Genomic DNA, 15,203 nt, shown 5'->3' with positions numbered 1-15,203 from the left:
TAATGAGGGCTGAGCCTAACCTCACGCAATTCTCATTCCGTAGCGGAATAAGAGCAAGGGCTCGGCCCACGCCGCTGAACAATTACACATTGATAATGTGGAAATGTCCAGATTGAGAAATCCCGGCTTTCAGGCAAGAGCCGTCGGCCGCGAGATAAAACGCATTCAGGCTTTGAAGTTCTGCTGAAAGCGATCTTTTCACAGTGGGAATAATGTAGTTCTTCCTCGGAGACCGCGTTCCAATACGTTTACAATCGGGAAAGACGGCGCCGTCAGCGTACTTCGCTGTTCAGCCGGAGCCGGGTAAAATCCTGCCGGAGACGGCTCCAGTCCCACAGGGGAGCCGTTCCCACCGCCCCGGCACCGGCAAAACCACGCGCGGTCTCATTTTTACAGCCGGTATCCCGCTACTTTTCTTTTACTTTTTCGCAAAAATCCGTTAGGAATAGAGTTCCCTGAAAATTCGCCCCCTTGCATCTCAGCTGAGACTGCTTACTTTATGTCAGCAAAGACTGTCTCCACCACCTCGCCGCACAGTGGGCACCGAGCCCGCCTGCGTGAACGTCTTGAGCGCGAGCCTCTGGCCGTGGCGGATTATGAGGTGCTGGAGCTTTTGCTTGGTTACGGGCTCACGCGCAAAGACACCAAACCGCTGGCTAAGGAATTGCTGCGGCGTTTCGGCAGCATTCGGGGCGCGCTGGACGCCAGACCGGATGAATTATTGCAGGTGCCCGGCTTCGGGCCGGGGCTCATGGCCCTCTGGCGGGTTCTGCGTGAAGTACTGGCCCGTCACGCAACCTCGGCGGTGCGTAAACGCGAAATCATGGCTACGCCGGATGCAGTGGCCCGCATGGCTCAAAGCCGCCTGGCCGGGTGTCCGCATGAGGAATGCTGGTTGGCCCTGGTGGACGCGCAAAACGGACTGATCGCCTGGGAACGCCTACGGCGCGGAGGCATCAACGCAGTGCCCGTGCAGCCCAGAGATGTGCTGGAGACGGCACTCACGCACAAGGCCAGCGGCATTATTCTGGCCCACAACCACCCCGGCGGCAGTCCGGGCCCTTCCAAGCCGGACCTCATGCTGACCGAAGAACTGCAACGGCTGGCCCCGCGCATGGGCCTGCGCTTTCTGGACCATGTCATCGTCACCGAGGGAATCTGCTACAGCATAACGCAAAACAAGCCCCTTTAGAGCCTTACGTGTTCACCGCTGTAAAAGAACACAGACGAACCGCGTTCCCGGCGCAGCCGAGCAAAGACTACGAATTTTACTGCTCCAAGGCAGTCAGGGAGAATATATATGGCTGACTACAAAGAAAAAGATCATCCGCTTCATGGGGAACAAGGGCTTGGCGCCGCCGAGCCCGCCGTCGACAACGACGTTCATGCGAAACAGGAAGAAGCGCCCGTGCAGGATCTGCTGAACGAAAACAATCTCAACGCCGCTGCCCAGGGCATTCCAGACGTGTTGCCCGTGCTGCCGGTGCGCGACGTGGTCATATTCAATTATATGATCCTGCCGCTGTTTATCGGCCGCGAAAAATCCGTGCAGGCCGTGGAATCCGCCCTGAAAAACGGACGGCATCTGCTGGTCTGCGCCCAGCGCGAGGAAAGCACCGACGATCCCGCGCCCGCGGACCTTTATAACGTGGGCACCGTGGTCCAGGTCATGCGCATGCTCAAGATGCCGGACTCGCGGGTGAAAATTCTGGTGCAAGGCGTAAGCCGCGCGCGGGTCACCGGCTACAGCCAGGTGGACCCCTATCTGGAAGCGCGCATTGAAACTCTGCCCGAAGTCGCTCCCCAGATCGACGCCACGGTGGAAGCGCTCTTGCGCTCCGCGCGCGAGCAGAGCGAAAAGGTGCTCACCCTGCGCGGCCTGTCCTCGCCGGACGTGCTGGCCGTGTTGCAGGGCGTGGAGGATCCGGGCCGCCTGGCGGATCTCATCGCCGCCAATATGCGCATGAAGATCGCGGACGCCCAGCGCATCCTGGAAGCGGAAAATCCGCTGGAACGCCTCACTTTGGTCAACACCCAACTTCAGCGCGAAGTGGAAGTCGCCACGGTGCAGGCCCGCATCCAGAGTTCGGCCCGCGAAGGCATGGACAAGGCCCAGAAGGATTATTTCCTGCGCGAGCAGCTCAAGGCCATCCGCCAAGAGCTGGGCGAAAACGAGTCCGAGGGCGAGGACGACCTGGAAAGCCTGAAAAAGGCCCTGGACAAGGCCGGCCTGCCCAAGGACGTGCGCCAGGAGGCGGACAAGCAGTTGCGTCGCCTGTCCGGCATGCACGCCGACTCCTCGGAAGCCAACGTGGTGCGCACCTATCTGGACTGGCTGGTGGATCTGCCCTGGAAAAAGCTCTCGCGTGACCGTCTGGACATCGCCCACGCCAAGGAAATCCTGGACGAGGACCATTGCGGTCTGGACAAGATCAAGGACCGCATTCTGGAATTCCTCAGCGTGCGCAAGCTCAATCCACAGTCCAAAGGCCCGATCCTCTGCTTTGCCGGCCCTCCCGGCGTGGGCAAAACCTCGCTGGGCCGCTCCATCGCGCGGGCGCTAGGCCGTAAGTTCCAGCGGCTGTCTCTGGGCGGCATGCACGACGAGGCCGAAATCCGCGGCCACCGGCGCACTTACATCGGGGCCATGCCCGGGCGGATCATCCAGGCCATCAAGCAGGCCGGTACCCGCAATCCGGTCATTGTGCTGGACGAAGTGGACAAGCTGGGCACGGATTTCCGGGGCGACCCTTCCTCGGCTCTCCTGGAAGTGCTGGACCCGGAACAGAACCACACCTTCAGCGACCACTACCTGAACGTGCCCTTTGACTTGTCCAAGGTCATGTTCCTGTGCACGGCCAACCACCTGGAAACCATTCCCGCGGCCCTGCGCGACCGCATGGAAGTTATCTCCCTGCCCGGTTACACGCTGCAGGAAAAGGTGGAGATCGCCCGCAAGCATCTGCTGCCCAAGAAAATCACTGAAAACGGCTTGGCCGAAGGCGATATCGCGCTCAGCGACGGGGCTCTGGAAAAGGTGATCAAGGAATACACGCGCGAGGCGGGCCTCCGCAACCTGGAGCGCGAACTGGCGTCCATCTGTCGCAAGCTGGCCCGGCGCAAGGCCGAAGGCAAAAAAGGCCCCTTCAAGGTGGAGCCCAAGGACGTGGAAAAACTTCTCGGCGCTCCCCGCTTTGTGGAAGACGAGAAGGAAAAGGAACTCATGCCCGGCATGGCCCTGGGCCTGGCCTGGACCCCTGCCGGCGGCGAAGTGCTGACCGTGGAGGCCAGCGTCATGAAGGGCAAGGGCGGCCTGACTCTCACTGGCCAGTTGGGCGACGTGATGAAAGAAAGCGCCCAGGCGGCCCTGAGCTACATCCGCAGCCGCGCGGAAGAGCTGGGCGTGGACCCCTCCTTTGTGAGCAAGTACGACATCCATGTGCATGTGCCCGCGGGCGCCACGCCCAAGGACGGCCCTTCGGCGGGCGTAACCCTGACCACGGCCCTGATTTCGGCTCTCAGCAATCGCAGGGTGCGGGCCGACCTCTGCATGACCGGCGAGATCACCCTGCAGGGCCGGGTGCTGCCCGTGGGCGGCATCAAGGAAAAAATCCTGGCCGGTGTGGCCCGTGGCCTGAAGCATGTGATCATCCCGCAGCAGAACATGAAAGATCTGGAAGACGTGCCCAGGGAGCTGCTCAAGCGCATCACGGTGCACCCCGTGCACCACTATGACGAACTCCCGCCCCTGGTCTTTGAGACTCAGGGCAAGCGCGGCGGCGGTGAAAAGCATGGCCTGACCGAAAAAACGTCGCCCGCGCCGCGCAAAAAAAGTCCGACCCGCCCGGCCGTCGCGGCCACGGAACGGCGCGGACGCGCGGAACGGCCCGCCGAGGCGTAAGCGTGCGCCTGCGGGAGTATGAACAGAACGCCGCACGGCGATTGACAAAGGCGGGGGTGGACAGCCCCCGCCTTTGCGCGCAACTGCTGGCCGGGCATGTGCTGGGTCTGGACCGCCTGCACTGCGTCCTGGCGGCGGAACGCGAGCTGACGCCCGACCAAGCCGGGACCCTGGAAGCCCTCACGGCCCGGCGGGCCACGGGCGAACCCCTGGCCCAGATTCTCGGCGGCAGGGAATTTTTCGGTCGTACCTTTCTGGTCACCCCGGACACCCTGATCCCCCGTCCGGAAACGGAACTGCTGGTGGAGACGGCCCTGGAGCTGCTGCCCGCCGGACAACCGCTGCGCTTTGCGGACCTGGGCGCCGGCTCGGGCTGCATCGGCGTGACCCTCTGTCTGGAACGCCCGCGCTGGTGCGGCCTGTTGCTGGAACTCAGCGCTCCGGCCCTGGAAGTGGCCCGCGCCAACGCCGCCCGACTGGGAGCCGCCACGCGCCTGGACGCACTGCGGGCGGATCTGCGCGCCATCCCCCTGGCTGGGGGCTCCTGCGATCTTCTGGTCAGCAATCCGCCCTACATCGCGGATGCCGAGCGCGGCCAGGTCATGGACGAAGTACTGCGCTTTGAGCCGCATTCCGCGCTTTTTTCACCGGAAGCCGGTCTGGCCCATCTGCGCGCCGTCATTGCCCAGGCCGCCCGCCTGCTCCGGCCCGGCGGCCTGCTTTTACTGGAACACGGCGCGGACCAAGGGAAGGCCGTGCGGGACCTGCTGTCCGCGGGCGATGCTTTTGTCGGCATCGCCACGCGCCGCGATCTGGCCGGACTGGAGCGTTGCGCTTTGGCCAGGAAAGTGTAATATGAGGTGCATTGCTTCCGGACAAAGCGCAATTACGGCCTTTTTTATAAAAAAATCGTGGAAAAGGCATTTTTTACTTGCCAAGAGCGTCGGAAGCGTTTAAGACACCATCTTGCCGCTGGCGTAGCTCAACTGGCAGAGCAGCTGATTTGTAATCAGCAGGTTGCGGGTTCGAGTCCCATCGCCAGCTCCACAAAAAGCTGAACAAAGGCCTGCTTACGGGCCGGACCTTTGCGGCACGTGTGGAGGGGTTCCCGAGTGGCCAAAGGGAACAGACTGTAAATCTGTCGTCGTAAGACTTCGGTGGTTCAAATCCACCCCCCTCCACCACCCCTTCCGCCTCATACTTTTTCAGGCGGTCGGTGGCTGGTTTTTACAAACTGCCTTGGCTGTAGGAGACAGAGTGACTGTCGGGGAACTACGGTGCGGTAGCCGTCAACTTGATTGACGGACAGCAACAGCATCGCCGGCGTGCGGGAATAGCTCAACGGCTAGAGCATCAGCCTTCCAAGCTGAGGGTTGCGGGTTCGAATCCCGTTTCCCGCTCCATTTCCTGCAAAATCAAAATCCCCCAGTCTGCCTCCTGCCAATGCACGTTCCCTGGCGACCAGGGACTGAATGCGGGCATCGGTTCAGGCCGTTCAGCGGCTTCCCCAGCCTGCCGTTACGCGAGGAACAGGCGCTACCAGAAATGGCAGAGCTCCGGGAATGTAGCGCACGTACAACCGCAAACAATTTTTTTCCAGGGAGACGTACAATGGGCAAAGCTAAATATGAACGCAAGAAGCCCCATGTAAACATCGGCACCATCGGCCACATCGACCACGGCAAGACCACCCTGACCGCCGCCATCACCAAGATCGCCGGCCTGAAGGGCGAGGGCAGCTTCATTTCCTATGACGAAATCGACAAAGCCCCCGAAGAAAAAGAGCGCGGCATCACCATTGCCACCGCTCACGTGGAATACGAAACCGACAAGCGCCACTACGCGCATGTGGACTGCCCCGGCCACGCCGACTACATCAAGAACATGATCACCGGCGCCGCCCAGATGGACGGCGGTATCCTGGTGGTGGCCGCCACCGACGGCCCCATGCCCCAGACCCGTGAGCACATCCTGCTCGCCCGCCAGGTGGGCGTGCCCCAGCTGGTGGTCTTCCTGAACAAGTGCGACCTGGTGGACGACGAGGAACTGCTGGAACTGGTGGAACTGGAAGTGCGCGAGCTGCTCTCTTCCTATGACTTCCCCGGCGACGACGTGCCCGTGATCCGCGGTTCCGCCCTGAAGGCTCTGGAATGCGACGACCCCAATGCACCTGAAGCCAAGTGCATCGGCGAGCTGCTGGCTGCTTGCGACAGCTTTATCCCCGATCCCGTGCGCGATATCGACAAGCCCTTCCTGATGCCCATCGAAGACGTGTTTTCCATCTCCGGCCGCGGCACCGTGGTGACCGGTCGTGTGGAACGCGGCATCATCAAAGTGGGTGACGAAGTGGAAATCGTGGGCATCAAGCCCACCCAGAAGACCACCTGCACGGGCGTGGAAATGTTCCGCAAGCTGCTGGATCAGGGCGAAGCCGGCGACAATATCGGCGCCCTGCTGCGCGGCACCAAGCGTGACGACGTGGAACGCGGTCAGGTGCTCGCGGCTCCCAAATCCATCACGCCGCACAAGAAGTTCAAGGCTGAGGTGTACGTGCTCTCCAAGGAAGAAGGCGGCCGTCATACGCCCTTCTTCACCGGCTATCGTCCGCAGTTCTACTTCCGCACCACGGACATCACCGGCGTCATCGCCCTGCCCGAAGGCGTGGAAATGGTCATGCCCGGCGACAACTCGCAGTTCATTGTGGAGCTGATCGCCCCCATCGCCATGGAAGCCGGTCTGCGTTTCGCCATCCGTGAAGGCGGCCGCACCGTGGGTTCCGGCGTGGTTACCGAAATCATCGAGTAAGCCATGAGAGTCAACATCATTCTGGCTTGCACCGAATGCAAGCGGCGTAACTACAGCACTCGGAAGAACAAGAAGAACACCACCGGGCGGCTGGAAATGAAAAAATATTGTCCCTGGGACAAGAAGCACACCGTGCATCGCGAAACCAGGTAACAAACTTTCCGGCGGGGGGCGCAAGCCCCCCGGACGGTACGCAGGGCAGTAGCTCTAACGGCTAGAGCGGCGGTCTCCAAAACCGCAAGTTGGGGGTTCGAATCCCTCCTGCCCTGCCATTTTTTATCTCTCGGGTAGCACACCATGGCAAAAAAACAAGCGCAAACCGCAGACGTCAAGTCGGACAAGGCCCCCAATCCTTTTGTGCGCTTCTCGCGCTACGTGGAGGATTCCAAGGCCGAGTTGCGCAAAGTCACCTGGCCCACGCTGAAAGAAACGCGCAAGGCCACACTGGCGGTTTTGGGCTTCGTGGCTGTGATGGCCGTTATCCTGGGGCTGGTGGACCTTGGTCTGTCGGCTCTGATCAAGTCCATACTGTCCTGAAGGCTGTTATGAAAGATCCCGTCATCGATGAAGCCTCCGAGCTGAGCAAACGGCCTCGCTGGTATATTGTACACACCTACTCGGGTTTCGAGCAGCGCGTGCAGAAAACTATCAACGAGATGAGTCGCACCGGTCAGGATCAGGGCCTTATTCAGGAAGTGGTGGTGCCCACGGAAAAGGTCATTGAACTTGCCAAGGGCGGCGAAAAACGCACCACGACGCGCAAGTTCTATCCCGGCTACGTGATGGTGCGCATGATCATGACCGACTTGTCTTGGCATCTGGTGCAATCCATCCCCAAGGTAACCGGTTTTGTGGGCGGCAAAAATCGCCCCACGCCCATGCGCGACAGCGAGGCCGAACGCATTTTGGCACTCATGGAAACACGCCAGGAAACTCCCCGGCCCAAGTTCAACTTCGACAGGGGCGACGAGGTGCGCGTCATTGACGGGCCTTTCGGCGGCTTTAACGGCGTGGTGGAAGATGTCAACTACGACAAAGGAAAACTGCGCGTCTCCGTTTCCATCTTCGGCCGTCAGACGCCGGTGGAGCTGGATTTCGTGCAGGTTTCCAAAGGGTAGACATTTCACGGTTGAAATGCTCGGCAGGGTTTTTTCGCAAATCCTTGCCGCGCGGTGCCTGCGGGCGGGCTTTGCCCGACATGCGTCAGGCATCGCAGGCGCAACAGGTTCTTAAGACTTGCCCCCGCGCGGCGGCCTGACGGCTGCGGACAGCGCGAGCAGCGATGAAGGATAACGAACATGGCCAAAAAAGAAGTTGCCAAGATCAAATTGCAGATTCCCGCCGGCGCGGCCAACCCCTCGCCGCCGGTGGGCCCGGCTCTGGGCCAGCACGGCCTGAACATCATGGGCTTCTGCAAGGAGTTCAATGCCCGCACCCAGGACCAGAAAGGGATGATCATCCCCGTGGTCATCACGGTTTACGCCGACCGCTCCTTCACCTTCATCACCAAGACGCCTCCGGCCGCGGTGCTGATTATGAAGGCGGCCAAACTCGAAAAGGGTTCCGGCGAACCCAACCGCAATAAAGTGGGCAGCCTCAGCATGGCGCAGGTGGAAGAGATCGCCAAGGTCAAGCTGCCGGACCTCAATGCCGCCACCTTGGAATCCGCGGTGAAGTCCATTGCCGGTACCGCCCGCAGCATGGGCATTGACGTTAAGTAAAGCCAGTCCGCGCCGGTTTTCCGGCGGATTCGCTCTTGCGGCGGCGGAAAGCCGTTCGGCGGAGATGGCAGAATCTCCGCTTTTTTCCGCCCATACTCGTTGAAATCAATTGTACTGCCGTTTTCCGCGCAGATTTGGAAACGGCAGGAGATGCCAAACGACAAGGAATATCTCATGCCCAGACATGGCAAAAATTTTCGTAAAGCCCTTGAGGCTTACAATCCGCAGGAGCGCTTCAGCATTGAAGAAGCTGTGAGCAAATCCTTGAGCGCCTCCTTCGCCAAGTTCGACGAAACCGTGGATGTGGCCATCCGCTTGGGCGTTGACCCCAAGTATTCCGACCAGATGGTGCGCGGCGCCGTTACCCTGCCCAACGGGCTGGGCAAGACCGTGCGCGTGGCCGTGTTCTGTAAGGGCGAGAAGCAGGCCGAAGCCAAGGAAGCCGGTGCCGACGCTGTGGGCGCCGAAGAACTGGTGGCCAAGGTCAAGGAAGGCTGGCTGGAATTCGACGCCGCCGTGGCCACGCCCGACGTCATGGCTCTGGTGGGCCAGATCGGCCGCCTGCTCGGACCCCGCGGCCTGATGCCCAACGCCAAAACCGGTTCCGTCACCTTTGACGTGACCAAGGCCGTGACTGAACTCAAGGCCGGCCGCGTGGAATTCAAGGTCGACAAGGCCGGTGTGCTGCACGCCCCCTTGGGCAAGGTTTCTTTCGGTTCTGAAAAGATCCTGGGCAATCTCAAAGCCTTACTGGACACCGTCAATCGCCTGAAACCCTCGGCCGCCAAGGGTTCTTACATGTTGTCCATGGCGGTTTCCACCACCATGGGGCCCGGTTTCAAGGTCGATATGCCCCAGGTCAAAAAATTTCTTGAAGGTTAGTGCCTTCAGGCTGTGGAGCGCTTTGCGTCTCGCGGCCTGATCCGGCCGAATCTTCAAGCGGTTGTGAAAACAACCTCGGCAAAGGCTAAGGAATTCGAGTCGAAGACGGCAGGAGGACGCAAGTCCTTAATATCCTGCCCAGACGCTTCATCTTTGGCTCGGCATTCCACCTGGCAACCCCGAACGTGAGAGGTATCACGTGAACAGGTCTGAAAAAGCCGCAATTATTGAAGCCATCAAGGCCAAGGCCGACCAGGCTTCCTTTGCGGTGCTGACGGACTTCAAGGGCATGACGGTGGAAGAGCTGACGAACCTCCGGGTGAGCCTGCGCAATGCGGGCGGCGAATATCATGTCGTCAAAAACACCCTGGCTCGTATCGCTCTGACCGGCGGCACGCACGACGCCATCAAGGACAAGTTCCATGAGAACTGCGGCGTGGCCCTTGGGTTCGACGACCCGGTGGCGGTGGCCAAGGCGCTCAGTGATTTCGCCAAGCAGAGCAAGCTCTTTGAGCTGCGTTGCGCCAGCCTGGACGGCAAGGAAATGACCGCCGCCCAGGTGGATGCTCTGGCCAAACTGCCCGGTAGGGAGCAGTTGCTCGGCCAGTTGCTTGGCACTATGAACGCCGTGCCCACCAATTTTGTGTCGCTGTTTGCCAATATGCTGCGCGGTCTGCTCTATGCCCTCAAGGGTATTGAAGAACAGAAAGGCAAGGCCGCCGCGTAAGCGGATGTGGACAGCACAAACGTTAAGCCAAAGATCAGGAGAAATATCATGGCCGTGACCAAAGAAGAAGTTGTTGAATTCATCTCCAGCATGACCGTTCTGGAACTTTCCGAATTCATCAAGGAACTGGAAGAGAAATTCGGTGTTTCCGCCGCCGCGCCTGCCGCCGCCATGGTGATGGCCGCTCCGGCCGCCGGTGGCGACGGCGCCGCCGTTGAGGAAAAGACCGAATTCGACGTCATCCTCAAGGAAACCGGCGCCAACAAGATCGGCGTCATCAAGGTCGTGCGCGCCCTGACCAACCTTGGACTCAAGGAAGCCAAGGAAAAGGTGGACGGCGCTCCCTCCACCCTGAAGGAAGCCGTTTCCAAGGAAGAAGCCGAGGAAGCCAAGAAGCAGCTCACCGAAGCTGGCGCCACCGTGGAAATCAAGTAAGTATTTTCCACTGCCCACTTCGCTTCAGCGAAGCCGCTTTCCGCATGGCGGGGTCATTGACCCCGCCATGTTTTTTTCGTCGGCGGGACTTTTTTGCTTTTCCGCTCCGAAACCTCGTGCAGAGCGGCAAAGTCGACGTTGCCCCCAGCCTGTCGTTGCTGGCATCATCCGTAACGGCATTGCGGCGGATACAAAATCCCCCTATATTTCTTCAAGAAAAAGTCTTGCCAAAAAAATAATTTCTGATTATCTATCTTTGTTCAATGAACGGCACGGGAGGCCTACTTTCTGTTTTTGATAACTCACTGTATATGCACACTTTTTTAAAATAGGCGCAACAGCCCAAGCCCTGTTTACCCAGACAGGGATGGGTTTTTGTCGTCTTTGCCGTGCACAGTAAGCTCCCCCGCGACTCCCCGCGGCCGTTTCATACGCTTTCAGGGTGCAGTGACAGCAAGTTTTTTGCCCGCCGGCAGACGCTTCTGTCCGCAGCCGGGGCGCAACCGCTACCTATCTTGAGGTACCCATGGGCCAGCTCACCAAACAGTTCGGCAAGATCAAGATCTCCCTCCCCATCCCCCATCTGCTGAATCTGCAGATCGATTCATATCAGAAATTCCTCCAGGAAGGCGTGCCCGAGGCCGACCGCAGGCCGGACGAAGGTCTGGAAGGCGTCTTCCATACGGTATTTCCCATTGAGGATTTCAACAAGACCGCCAGCCTGGAGTTCGTCAGTTACGAGGTTCAGGAACCCAAGTACGACCAGGCCGAATGCATTTCCAAGGGCCTGACCTATGAAGCGCCCATGCGCATCAAAGTGCGCCTGGTCGTCTATGATGCCGACGAGGCTTCGGGCAACCGGACCATCCGCGACATCAAGGAGCAGGATATCTACTTCGGCACCCTGCCCCTGATGACCGAAAAAGGCACCTTCATCATCAACGGCACCGAGCGCGTCATCGTCAACCAGCTGCAGCGCTCGCCCGGCATCATCTTCGAGCACGACGGCGGCAAGACCCACACCAGCCGCAAGGTGCTCTATTCCTGCCGGGTGATCCCCATGCGCGGCTCCTGGCTGGACTTTGATTTCGACCACAAAGACATTCTCTACGTGCGCATCGACCGCCGCCGCAAGATGCCCGCCACCATCCTGTTCAAGGCCATGGGCATGAGCAAGGAGCAGATTCTCGACTACTTCTACAGCCGGGAACAGTATCTGCTGGAAGACGGCGGCAGGCTGTTCTGGGAAGTGCGCAAGGATCTCTACCGCAAGGACAACGCCTACGCGGACATCACCGCGCCTGACGGCAACGTGCTCGTCAAGGCGGGCAAGCCCATCACCAAGCGGAGCTGGCGGCTGATCTGCGAGGCCGGCATTCCGGCCATTGAAGTGCGCCCCGACCTGCTGGACGGCATGTTCCTGGCCGAGGACGCCGTGGCCCCCCAGAGCGGCGAAGTGCTGGCCGAAGCGGCCGACGAAATCACGCCCGGCCTGTTGGAACGTATGCGCGAAGCGGGCATCAAGCGTCTCTCCGTGCTGCACACCAAGGGCACGGACACCTCTTCCTCCATCCGCGACACCCTGGTGCTGGACCGCATCCCGGACCAGCAGAAGGCCCAGGAAGAGATCTACCGCCGCCTGCGCCCGTCCTCGCCGCCCACCGCCGAGATCGCGGCCAGCTTCTTCGACAACCTGTTCCGCAATCCGGATTATTATGACCTTTCGCCCGTGGGCCGCTACAAGCTCAACCAGCGTCTGGGCATCGACGCGCCCGCCGATCTGCGCACCCTGAACGACGAGGACATTCTTACGGCCATCAAGGTGCTGGTCCAGCTCAAGGACAGCCACGGCCCGGCCGACGATATCGACCACCTGGGCAACCGCCGTGTGCGCCTGGTGGGCGAGCTGGTGGAAAACCAGTACCGCATCGGCCTGGTGCGCATGGAGCGCGCCATCAAGGAACGCATGAGCCTGCAGGAAATCTCCACCCTCATGCCCCACGATCTGATCAATCCCAAGCCCGTGGCCGCGGTGCTCAAGGAATTCTTCGGCACGTCCCAGCTCTCGCAGTTCATGGACCAGACCAACTCGCTCTCCGAGGTCACCCACAAGCGCCGTCTCTCGGCCCTGGGCCCCGGCGGCCTGACCCGCGAACGCGCCGGCTTTGAGGTCCGCGACGTACACACCTCGCACTACGGCCGCATCTGCCCCATTGAAACTCCGGAAGGCCCGAACATCGGCCTGATCGTCTCCCTGACCACCTTCGCCAAGGTCAATGACTACGGCTTCATCGAAACCCCCTACCGGGTGGTGCGTGAAGGCCGGGTGACCGACGAGGTGGTGCATCTGGACGCCTCGCGTGAAGGCGATCAGGTGGTGGCCCAGGCCGACGCCCGCCTGGACGGCGAAGGGCATCTGCTGGAAGAATTCGTCACTGTGCGCGTCAAGGGCGAAGTGGAAATGCGCCACCGCGACGAAGTGACCCTGATGGACATTTCGCCCAGCCAGATGGTTTCCATTTCCGCGGCGCTGATTCCCTTCCTGGAACACGACGACGCCAACCGCGCCCTGATGGGTTCCAACATGCAGCGTCAGGCCGTGCCTCTGCTGCGCTCGGAAAAGCCCCTGGTGGGCACGGGCATGGAAGTGGACGTGGCCCGCGACTCCGGCGCCTGCATTGTGGCCCCGGCCGACGGCAAGGTGCAGTACGCGGACGCCGACCGCATCGTGGTGGCCTATGAAGGCGACATCTACAAGGATCAGGGCGGCGTGCGGGCCTACGACCTGCTCAAGTTCCACAAGTCGAATCAGAACTCCTGCTTCGGGCAAAAGCCGACCTGCTATCCCGGCCAGATCGTCAAGAAAGGCCAGATCCTGGCCGACGGTCCCGGCATCGACGAAGGCCAGCTGGCCTTGGGCAAGAACCTGGTAGTGGCCTTCATGCCCTGGTGCGGCTACAACTACGAAGACTCCATCCTGATTTCCGAACGCACGGTCAAGGAGGACGTCTTCACCTCCATCCACATCGAAGAATTCGAAGTGGTGGCCCGCGACACCAAGCTGGGACCCGAGGAAATCACCCGCGATATCCCCAACGTCAGCGAAGACATGCTGCGCAACCTGGACGAAAGCGGCATTATCCGCATCGGCGCGGCCGTCAAGCCTGACGACATTCTGGTGGGCAAGATCACCCCCAAGGGCGAAACCCAGCTCACCCCGGAAGAAAAGCTCCTGCGGGCCATTTTCGGCGAAAAGGCCAGGGATGTGAAAAACACCTCCCTGAAGGTCCCGCCGGGAGTGGAAGGCACCATTATCGACGTAAAGGTCTTCAACCGCCGTTCGGGCGAGAAGGACGAGCGCACCCTGGCTATCGAGGCCCACGACACTTCGGTGCTGGACCAGAAGGAAGCCGACCATATGCGCGCCCTTACCGAGCGCACGCGGGATCTGCTTGCACCGCATGTGCTGGGCAAGCAGATCGCGGCCTCCCTGCCCGGCAAGAAAAAGGGCGAAGTGCTGGCCGAAGCCGGCGCGGCCCTCACCGAGGAACAGCTGGCCCAGCTGCCTGTCAAGAAACTGGCCGGTCTGTTCAAGAGCAAGGAAGTCAACGACGAGGTGGCCGAACTGCTCCGGGCCTATGACCACGAGGTGGATTATCTCAAGGCCATTTACGACGCCAAGCGCGAGAAGGTCACCGAAGGCGACGATCTGCCCCCCGGCGTGATCAAGATGGTCAAGGTGCATATCGCCATCAAGCGCAAGCTCTCGGTGGGCGACAAAATGGCCGGCCGCCACGGCAACAAGGGCGTGGTTTCCTGCATCCTGCCGGAAGAGGACATGCCCTTCTTCGCCGACGGAAGGCCCGTGGACATTGTGCTCAACCCCCTGGGCGTGCCTTCGCGTATGAATATCGGCCAGATCATGGAAACCCACCTCGGCTGGGGCGCCAAGGAACTGGGCCGTCAGTTGGCCGAACTGGTGGATTCCGGCGCGGCCATGCAGGTCTTGCGTAAGGAAGTCAAGGACGTCTTCGGCTCCGAAGAGGTCCGCGCGCTGGTGGACGGCATGGACGACGAGGAATTTGTCGCCTCGGTCAAGAAGCTACGCAACGGCATCGTGACCAAGACGCCGGTTTTCGACAGCGCCACTGAAGAGGACATCTGGGGCTGGATGGACAAGGCCGGTCTGGAAAACGACGGCAAAACCACCCTGTATGACGGACGCACCGGCGTGCCTTTCAGAAACCGGGTCACCACGGGCGTCATGTACATCCTCAAACTGCACCACCTGGTGGACGAAAAAATCCACGCCCGTTCCACGGGCCCCTACTCCCTGGTCACCCAGCAGCCTCTGGGCGGCAAGGCCCAGTTCGGCGGTCAGCGTCTGGGCGAAATGGAAGTCTGGGCTCTGGAGGCCTACGGCGCGGCCTACCTCCTCCAGGAATTCCTCACGGTCAAGTCCGACGACGTGACCGGGCGCGTCAAGATGTACGAGAAAATCGTCAAGGGCGACAACTTCCTGGAAGCCGGTCTGCCCGAATCCTTCAATGTTCTGGTCAAGGAACTCATGAGCCTCGGGCTCAACGTGACCCTGCACCAGGAGGAAGGCAAAAAAAAGCCCAAGCGCGTGGGCTACATGCGCGACCGCGACGAAGAGGCGGAATAGAGCAATTTGCGTTTGAAATGAGTGAACTGCTCTGCAAGGATTTGGTGCAAATCCTTGCCGCGGGAT

12 protein-coding genes and 4 tRNA genes are annotated in these 15,203 nt (G+C 60.6%); all 16 read left to right on the top strand.

Annotated features, from left to right (window positions below):
* Window positions 1-499: 499 nt before the first annotated feature.
* The 16 genes from HMPREF0326_RS08060 (at window position 500) to rpoB (ending at window position 15,137) form a co-directional block, all read left to right on the top strand.
* The gene (locus tag HMPREF0326_RS08060; RefSeq protein WP_008684733.1) at window positions 500-1,192 is read left to right on the top strand and encodes a JAB domain-containing protein; all 693 of its coding nucleotides are present in this window, start codon (window positions 500-502) and stop codon (window positions 1,190-1,192) included.
* A 108-nt stretch (window positions 1,193-1,300) separates the two neighbouring features.
* Window positions 1,301-3,901, top strand: coding sequence for an endopeptidase La (lon, locus tag HMPREF0326_RS08055; protein ID WP_008684734.1), 2,601 nt, complete (start codon window positions 1,301-1,303; stop codon window positions 3,899-3,901).
* Window positions 3,902-3,903: 2 nt separating this feature from the next.
* A complete protein-coding gene (gene prmC, locus HMPREF0326_RS08050) occupies window positions 3,904-4,755 on the top strand; it encodes a peptide chain release factor N(5)-glutamine methyltransferase (protein WP_008684735.1) in 852 nt (283 codons plus the stop codon).
* Between the two features lie 117 nt (window positions 4,756-4,872).
* Window positions 4,873-4,948 (top strand) — tRNA-Thr (locus HMPREF0326_RS08045).
* A 51-nt stretch (window positions 4,949-4,999) separates the two neighbouring features.
* Window positions 5,000-5,085, top strand: a tRNA-Tyr gene (locus HMPREF0326_RS08040).
* Between the two features lie 143 nt (window positions 5,086-5,228).
* Window positions 5,229-5,304, top strand: a tRNA-Gly gene (locus HMPREF0326_RS08035).
* Window positions 5,305-5,512: 208 nt separating this feature from the next.
* Window positions 5,513-6,706: an elongation factor Tu gene (gene tuf / locus HMPREF0326_RS08030; RefSeq protein ID WP_008684736.1), complete on the top strand. Its 1,194-nt coding sequence runs from the start codon at window positions 5,513-5,515 to the stop codon at window positions 6,704-6,706.
* 3 nt (window positions 6,707-6,709) lie between these two features.
* The gene (gene rpmG, locus HMPREF0326_RS08025; RefSeq protein ID WP_008684737.1) at window positions 6,710-6,859 is read left to right on the top strand and encodes a 50S ribosomal protein L33; all 150 of its coding nucleotides are present in this window, start codon (window positions 6,710-6,712) and stop codon (window positions 6,857-6,859) included.
* Between the two features lie 42 nt (window positions 6,860-6,901).
* Window positions 6,902-6,978: transfer RNA gene (locus tag HMPREF0326_RS08020), tRNA-Trp, on the top strand.
* 25 nt (window positions 6,979-7,003) lie between these two features.
* Complete coding sequence (gene secE, locus HMPREF0326_RS08015; RefSeq protein ID WP_008684738.1) at window positions 7,004-7,243, top strand: preprotein translocase subunit SecE; 240 nt, start codon at window positions 7,004-7,006, stop codon at window positions 7,241-7,243.
* 8 nt (window positions 7,244-7,251) lie between these two features.
* Window positions 7,252-7,824 carry a transcription termination/antitermination protein NusG gene (gene nusG / locus HMPREF0326_RS08010; protein ID WP_008684739.1) on the top strand — a complete coding sequence of 191 codons (573 nt, stop codon included), beginning with the start codon at window positions 7,252-7,254 and terminating at the stop codon, window positions 7,822-7,824.
* A 180-nt stretch (window positions 7,825-8,004) separates the two neighbouring features.
* On the top strand, window positions 8,005-8,427 hold the full coding sequence (rplK, locus tag HMPREF0326_RS08005) for a 50S ribosomal protein L11 (protein WP_008684740.1): 423 nt from the start codon (window positions 8,005-8,007) through the stop codon (window positions 8,425-8,427).
* A gap of 174 nt (window positions 8,428-8,601) precedes the next feature.
* Window positions 8,602-9,309 carry a 50S ribosomal protein L1 gene (gene rplA / locus HMPREF0326_RS08000; protein ID WP_009301871.1) on the top strand — a complete coding sequence of 236 codons (708 nt, stop codon included), beginning with the start codon at window positions 8,602-8,604 and terminating at the stop codon, window positions 9,307-9,309.
* 199 nt (window positions 9,310-9,508) lie between these two features.
* Window positions 9,509-10,036, top strand: coding sequence for a 50S ribosomal protein L10 (gene rplJ / locus HMPREF0326_RS07995; protein ID WP_008684742.1), 528 nt, complete (start codon window positions 9,509-9,511; stop codon window positions 10,034-10,036).
* A gap of 48 nt (window positions 10,037-10,084) precedes the next feature.
* The gene (gene rplL, locus HMPREF0326_RS07990; protein WP_008684743.1) at window positions 10,085-10,471 is read left to right on the top strand and encodes a 50S ribosomal protein L7/L12; all 387 of its coding nucleotides are present in this window, start codon (window positions 10,085-10,087) and stop codon (window positions 10,469-10,471) included.
* A 526-nt stretch (window positions 10,472-10,997) separates the two neighbouring features.
* Window positions 10,998-15,137, top strand: coding sequence for a DNA-directed RNA polymerase subunit beta (gene rpoB / locus HMPREF0326_RS07985; RefSeq protein WP_008684747.1), 4,140 nt, complete (start codon window positions 10,998-11,000; stop codon window positions 15,135-15,137).
* Window positions 15,138-15,203 lie beyond the last annotated feature (66 nt).

Origin of the sequence: Desulfovibrio sp. 3_1_syn3 (assembly GCF_000145315.2) — a bacterium.
Lineage (GTDB): Bacteria > Desulfobacterota > Desulfovibrionia > Desulfovibrionales > Desulfovibrionaceae > Desulfovibrio > Desulfovibrio fairfieldensis.
This window is presented reverse-complemented; position numbering and strand designations above follow the sequence as displayed.

Coding starts and splice junctions, on each gene's coding strand:
- nusG (WP_008684739.1), top strand. CDS start 7,252: ATGAAAGATCCCGTCATCGATGAAGCCTCCGAGCTGAGCAAACGGCCT.
- rplL (WP_008684743.1), top strand. CDS start 10,085: ATGGCCGTGACCAAAGAAGAAGTTGTTGAATTCATCTCCAGCATGACC.
- rplK (WP_008684740.1), top strand. CDS start 8,005: ATGGCCAAAAAAGAAGTTGCCAAGATCAAATTGCAGATTCCCGCCGGC.
- rpmG (WP_008684737.1), top strand. CDS start 6,710: ATGAGAGTCAACATCATTCTGGCTTGCACCGAATGCAAGCGGCGTAAC.
- HMPREF0326_RS08060 (WP_008684733.1), top strand. CDS start 500: ATGTCAGCAAAGACTGTCTCCACCACCTCGCCGCACAGTGGGCACCGA.
- rpoB (WP_008684747.1), top strand. CDS start 10,998: ATGGGCCAGCTCACCAAACAGTTCGGCAAGATCAAGATCTCCCTCCCC.
- secE (WP_008684738.1), top strand. CDS start 7,004: ATGGCAAAAAAACAAGCGCAAACCGCAGACGTCAAGTCGGACAAGGCC.
- tuf (WP_008684736.1), top strand. CDS start 5,513: ATGGGCAAAGCTAAATATGAACGCAAGAAGCCCCATGTAAACATCGGC.
- rplA (WP_009301871.1), top strand. CDS start 8,602: ATGCCCAGACATGGCAAAAATTTTCGTAAAGCCCTTGAGGCTTACAAT.
- lon (WP_008684734.1), top strand. CDS start 1,301: ATGGCTGACTACAAAGAAAAAGATCATCCGCTTCATGGGGAACAAGGG.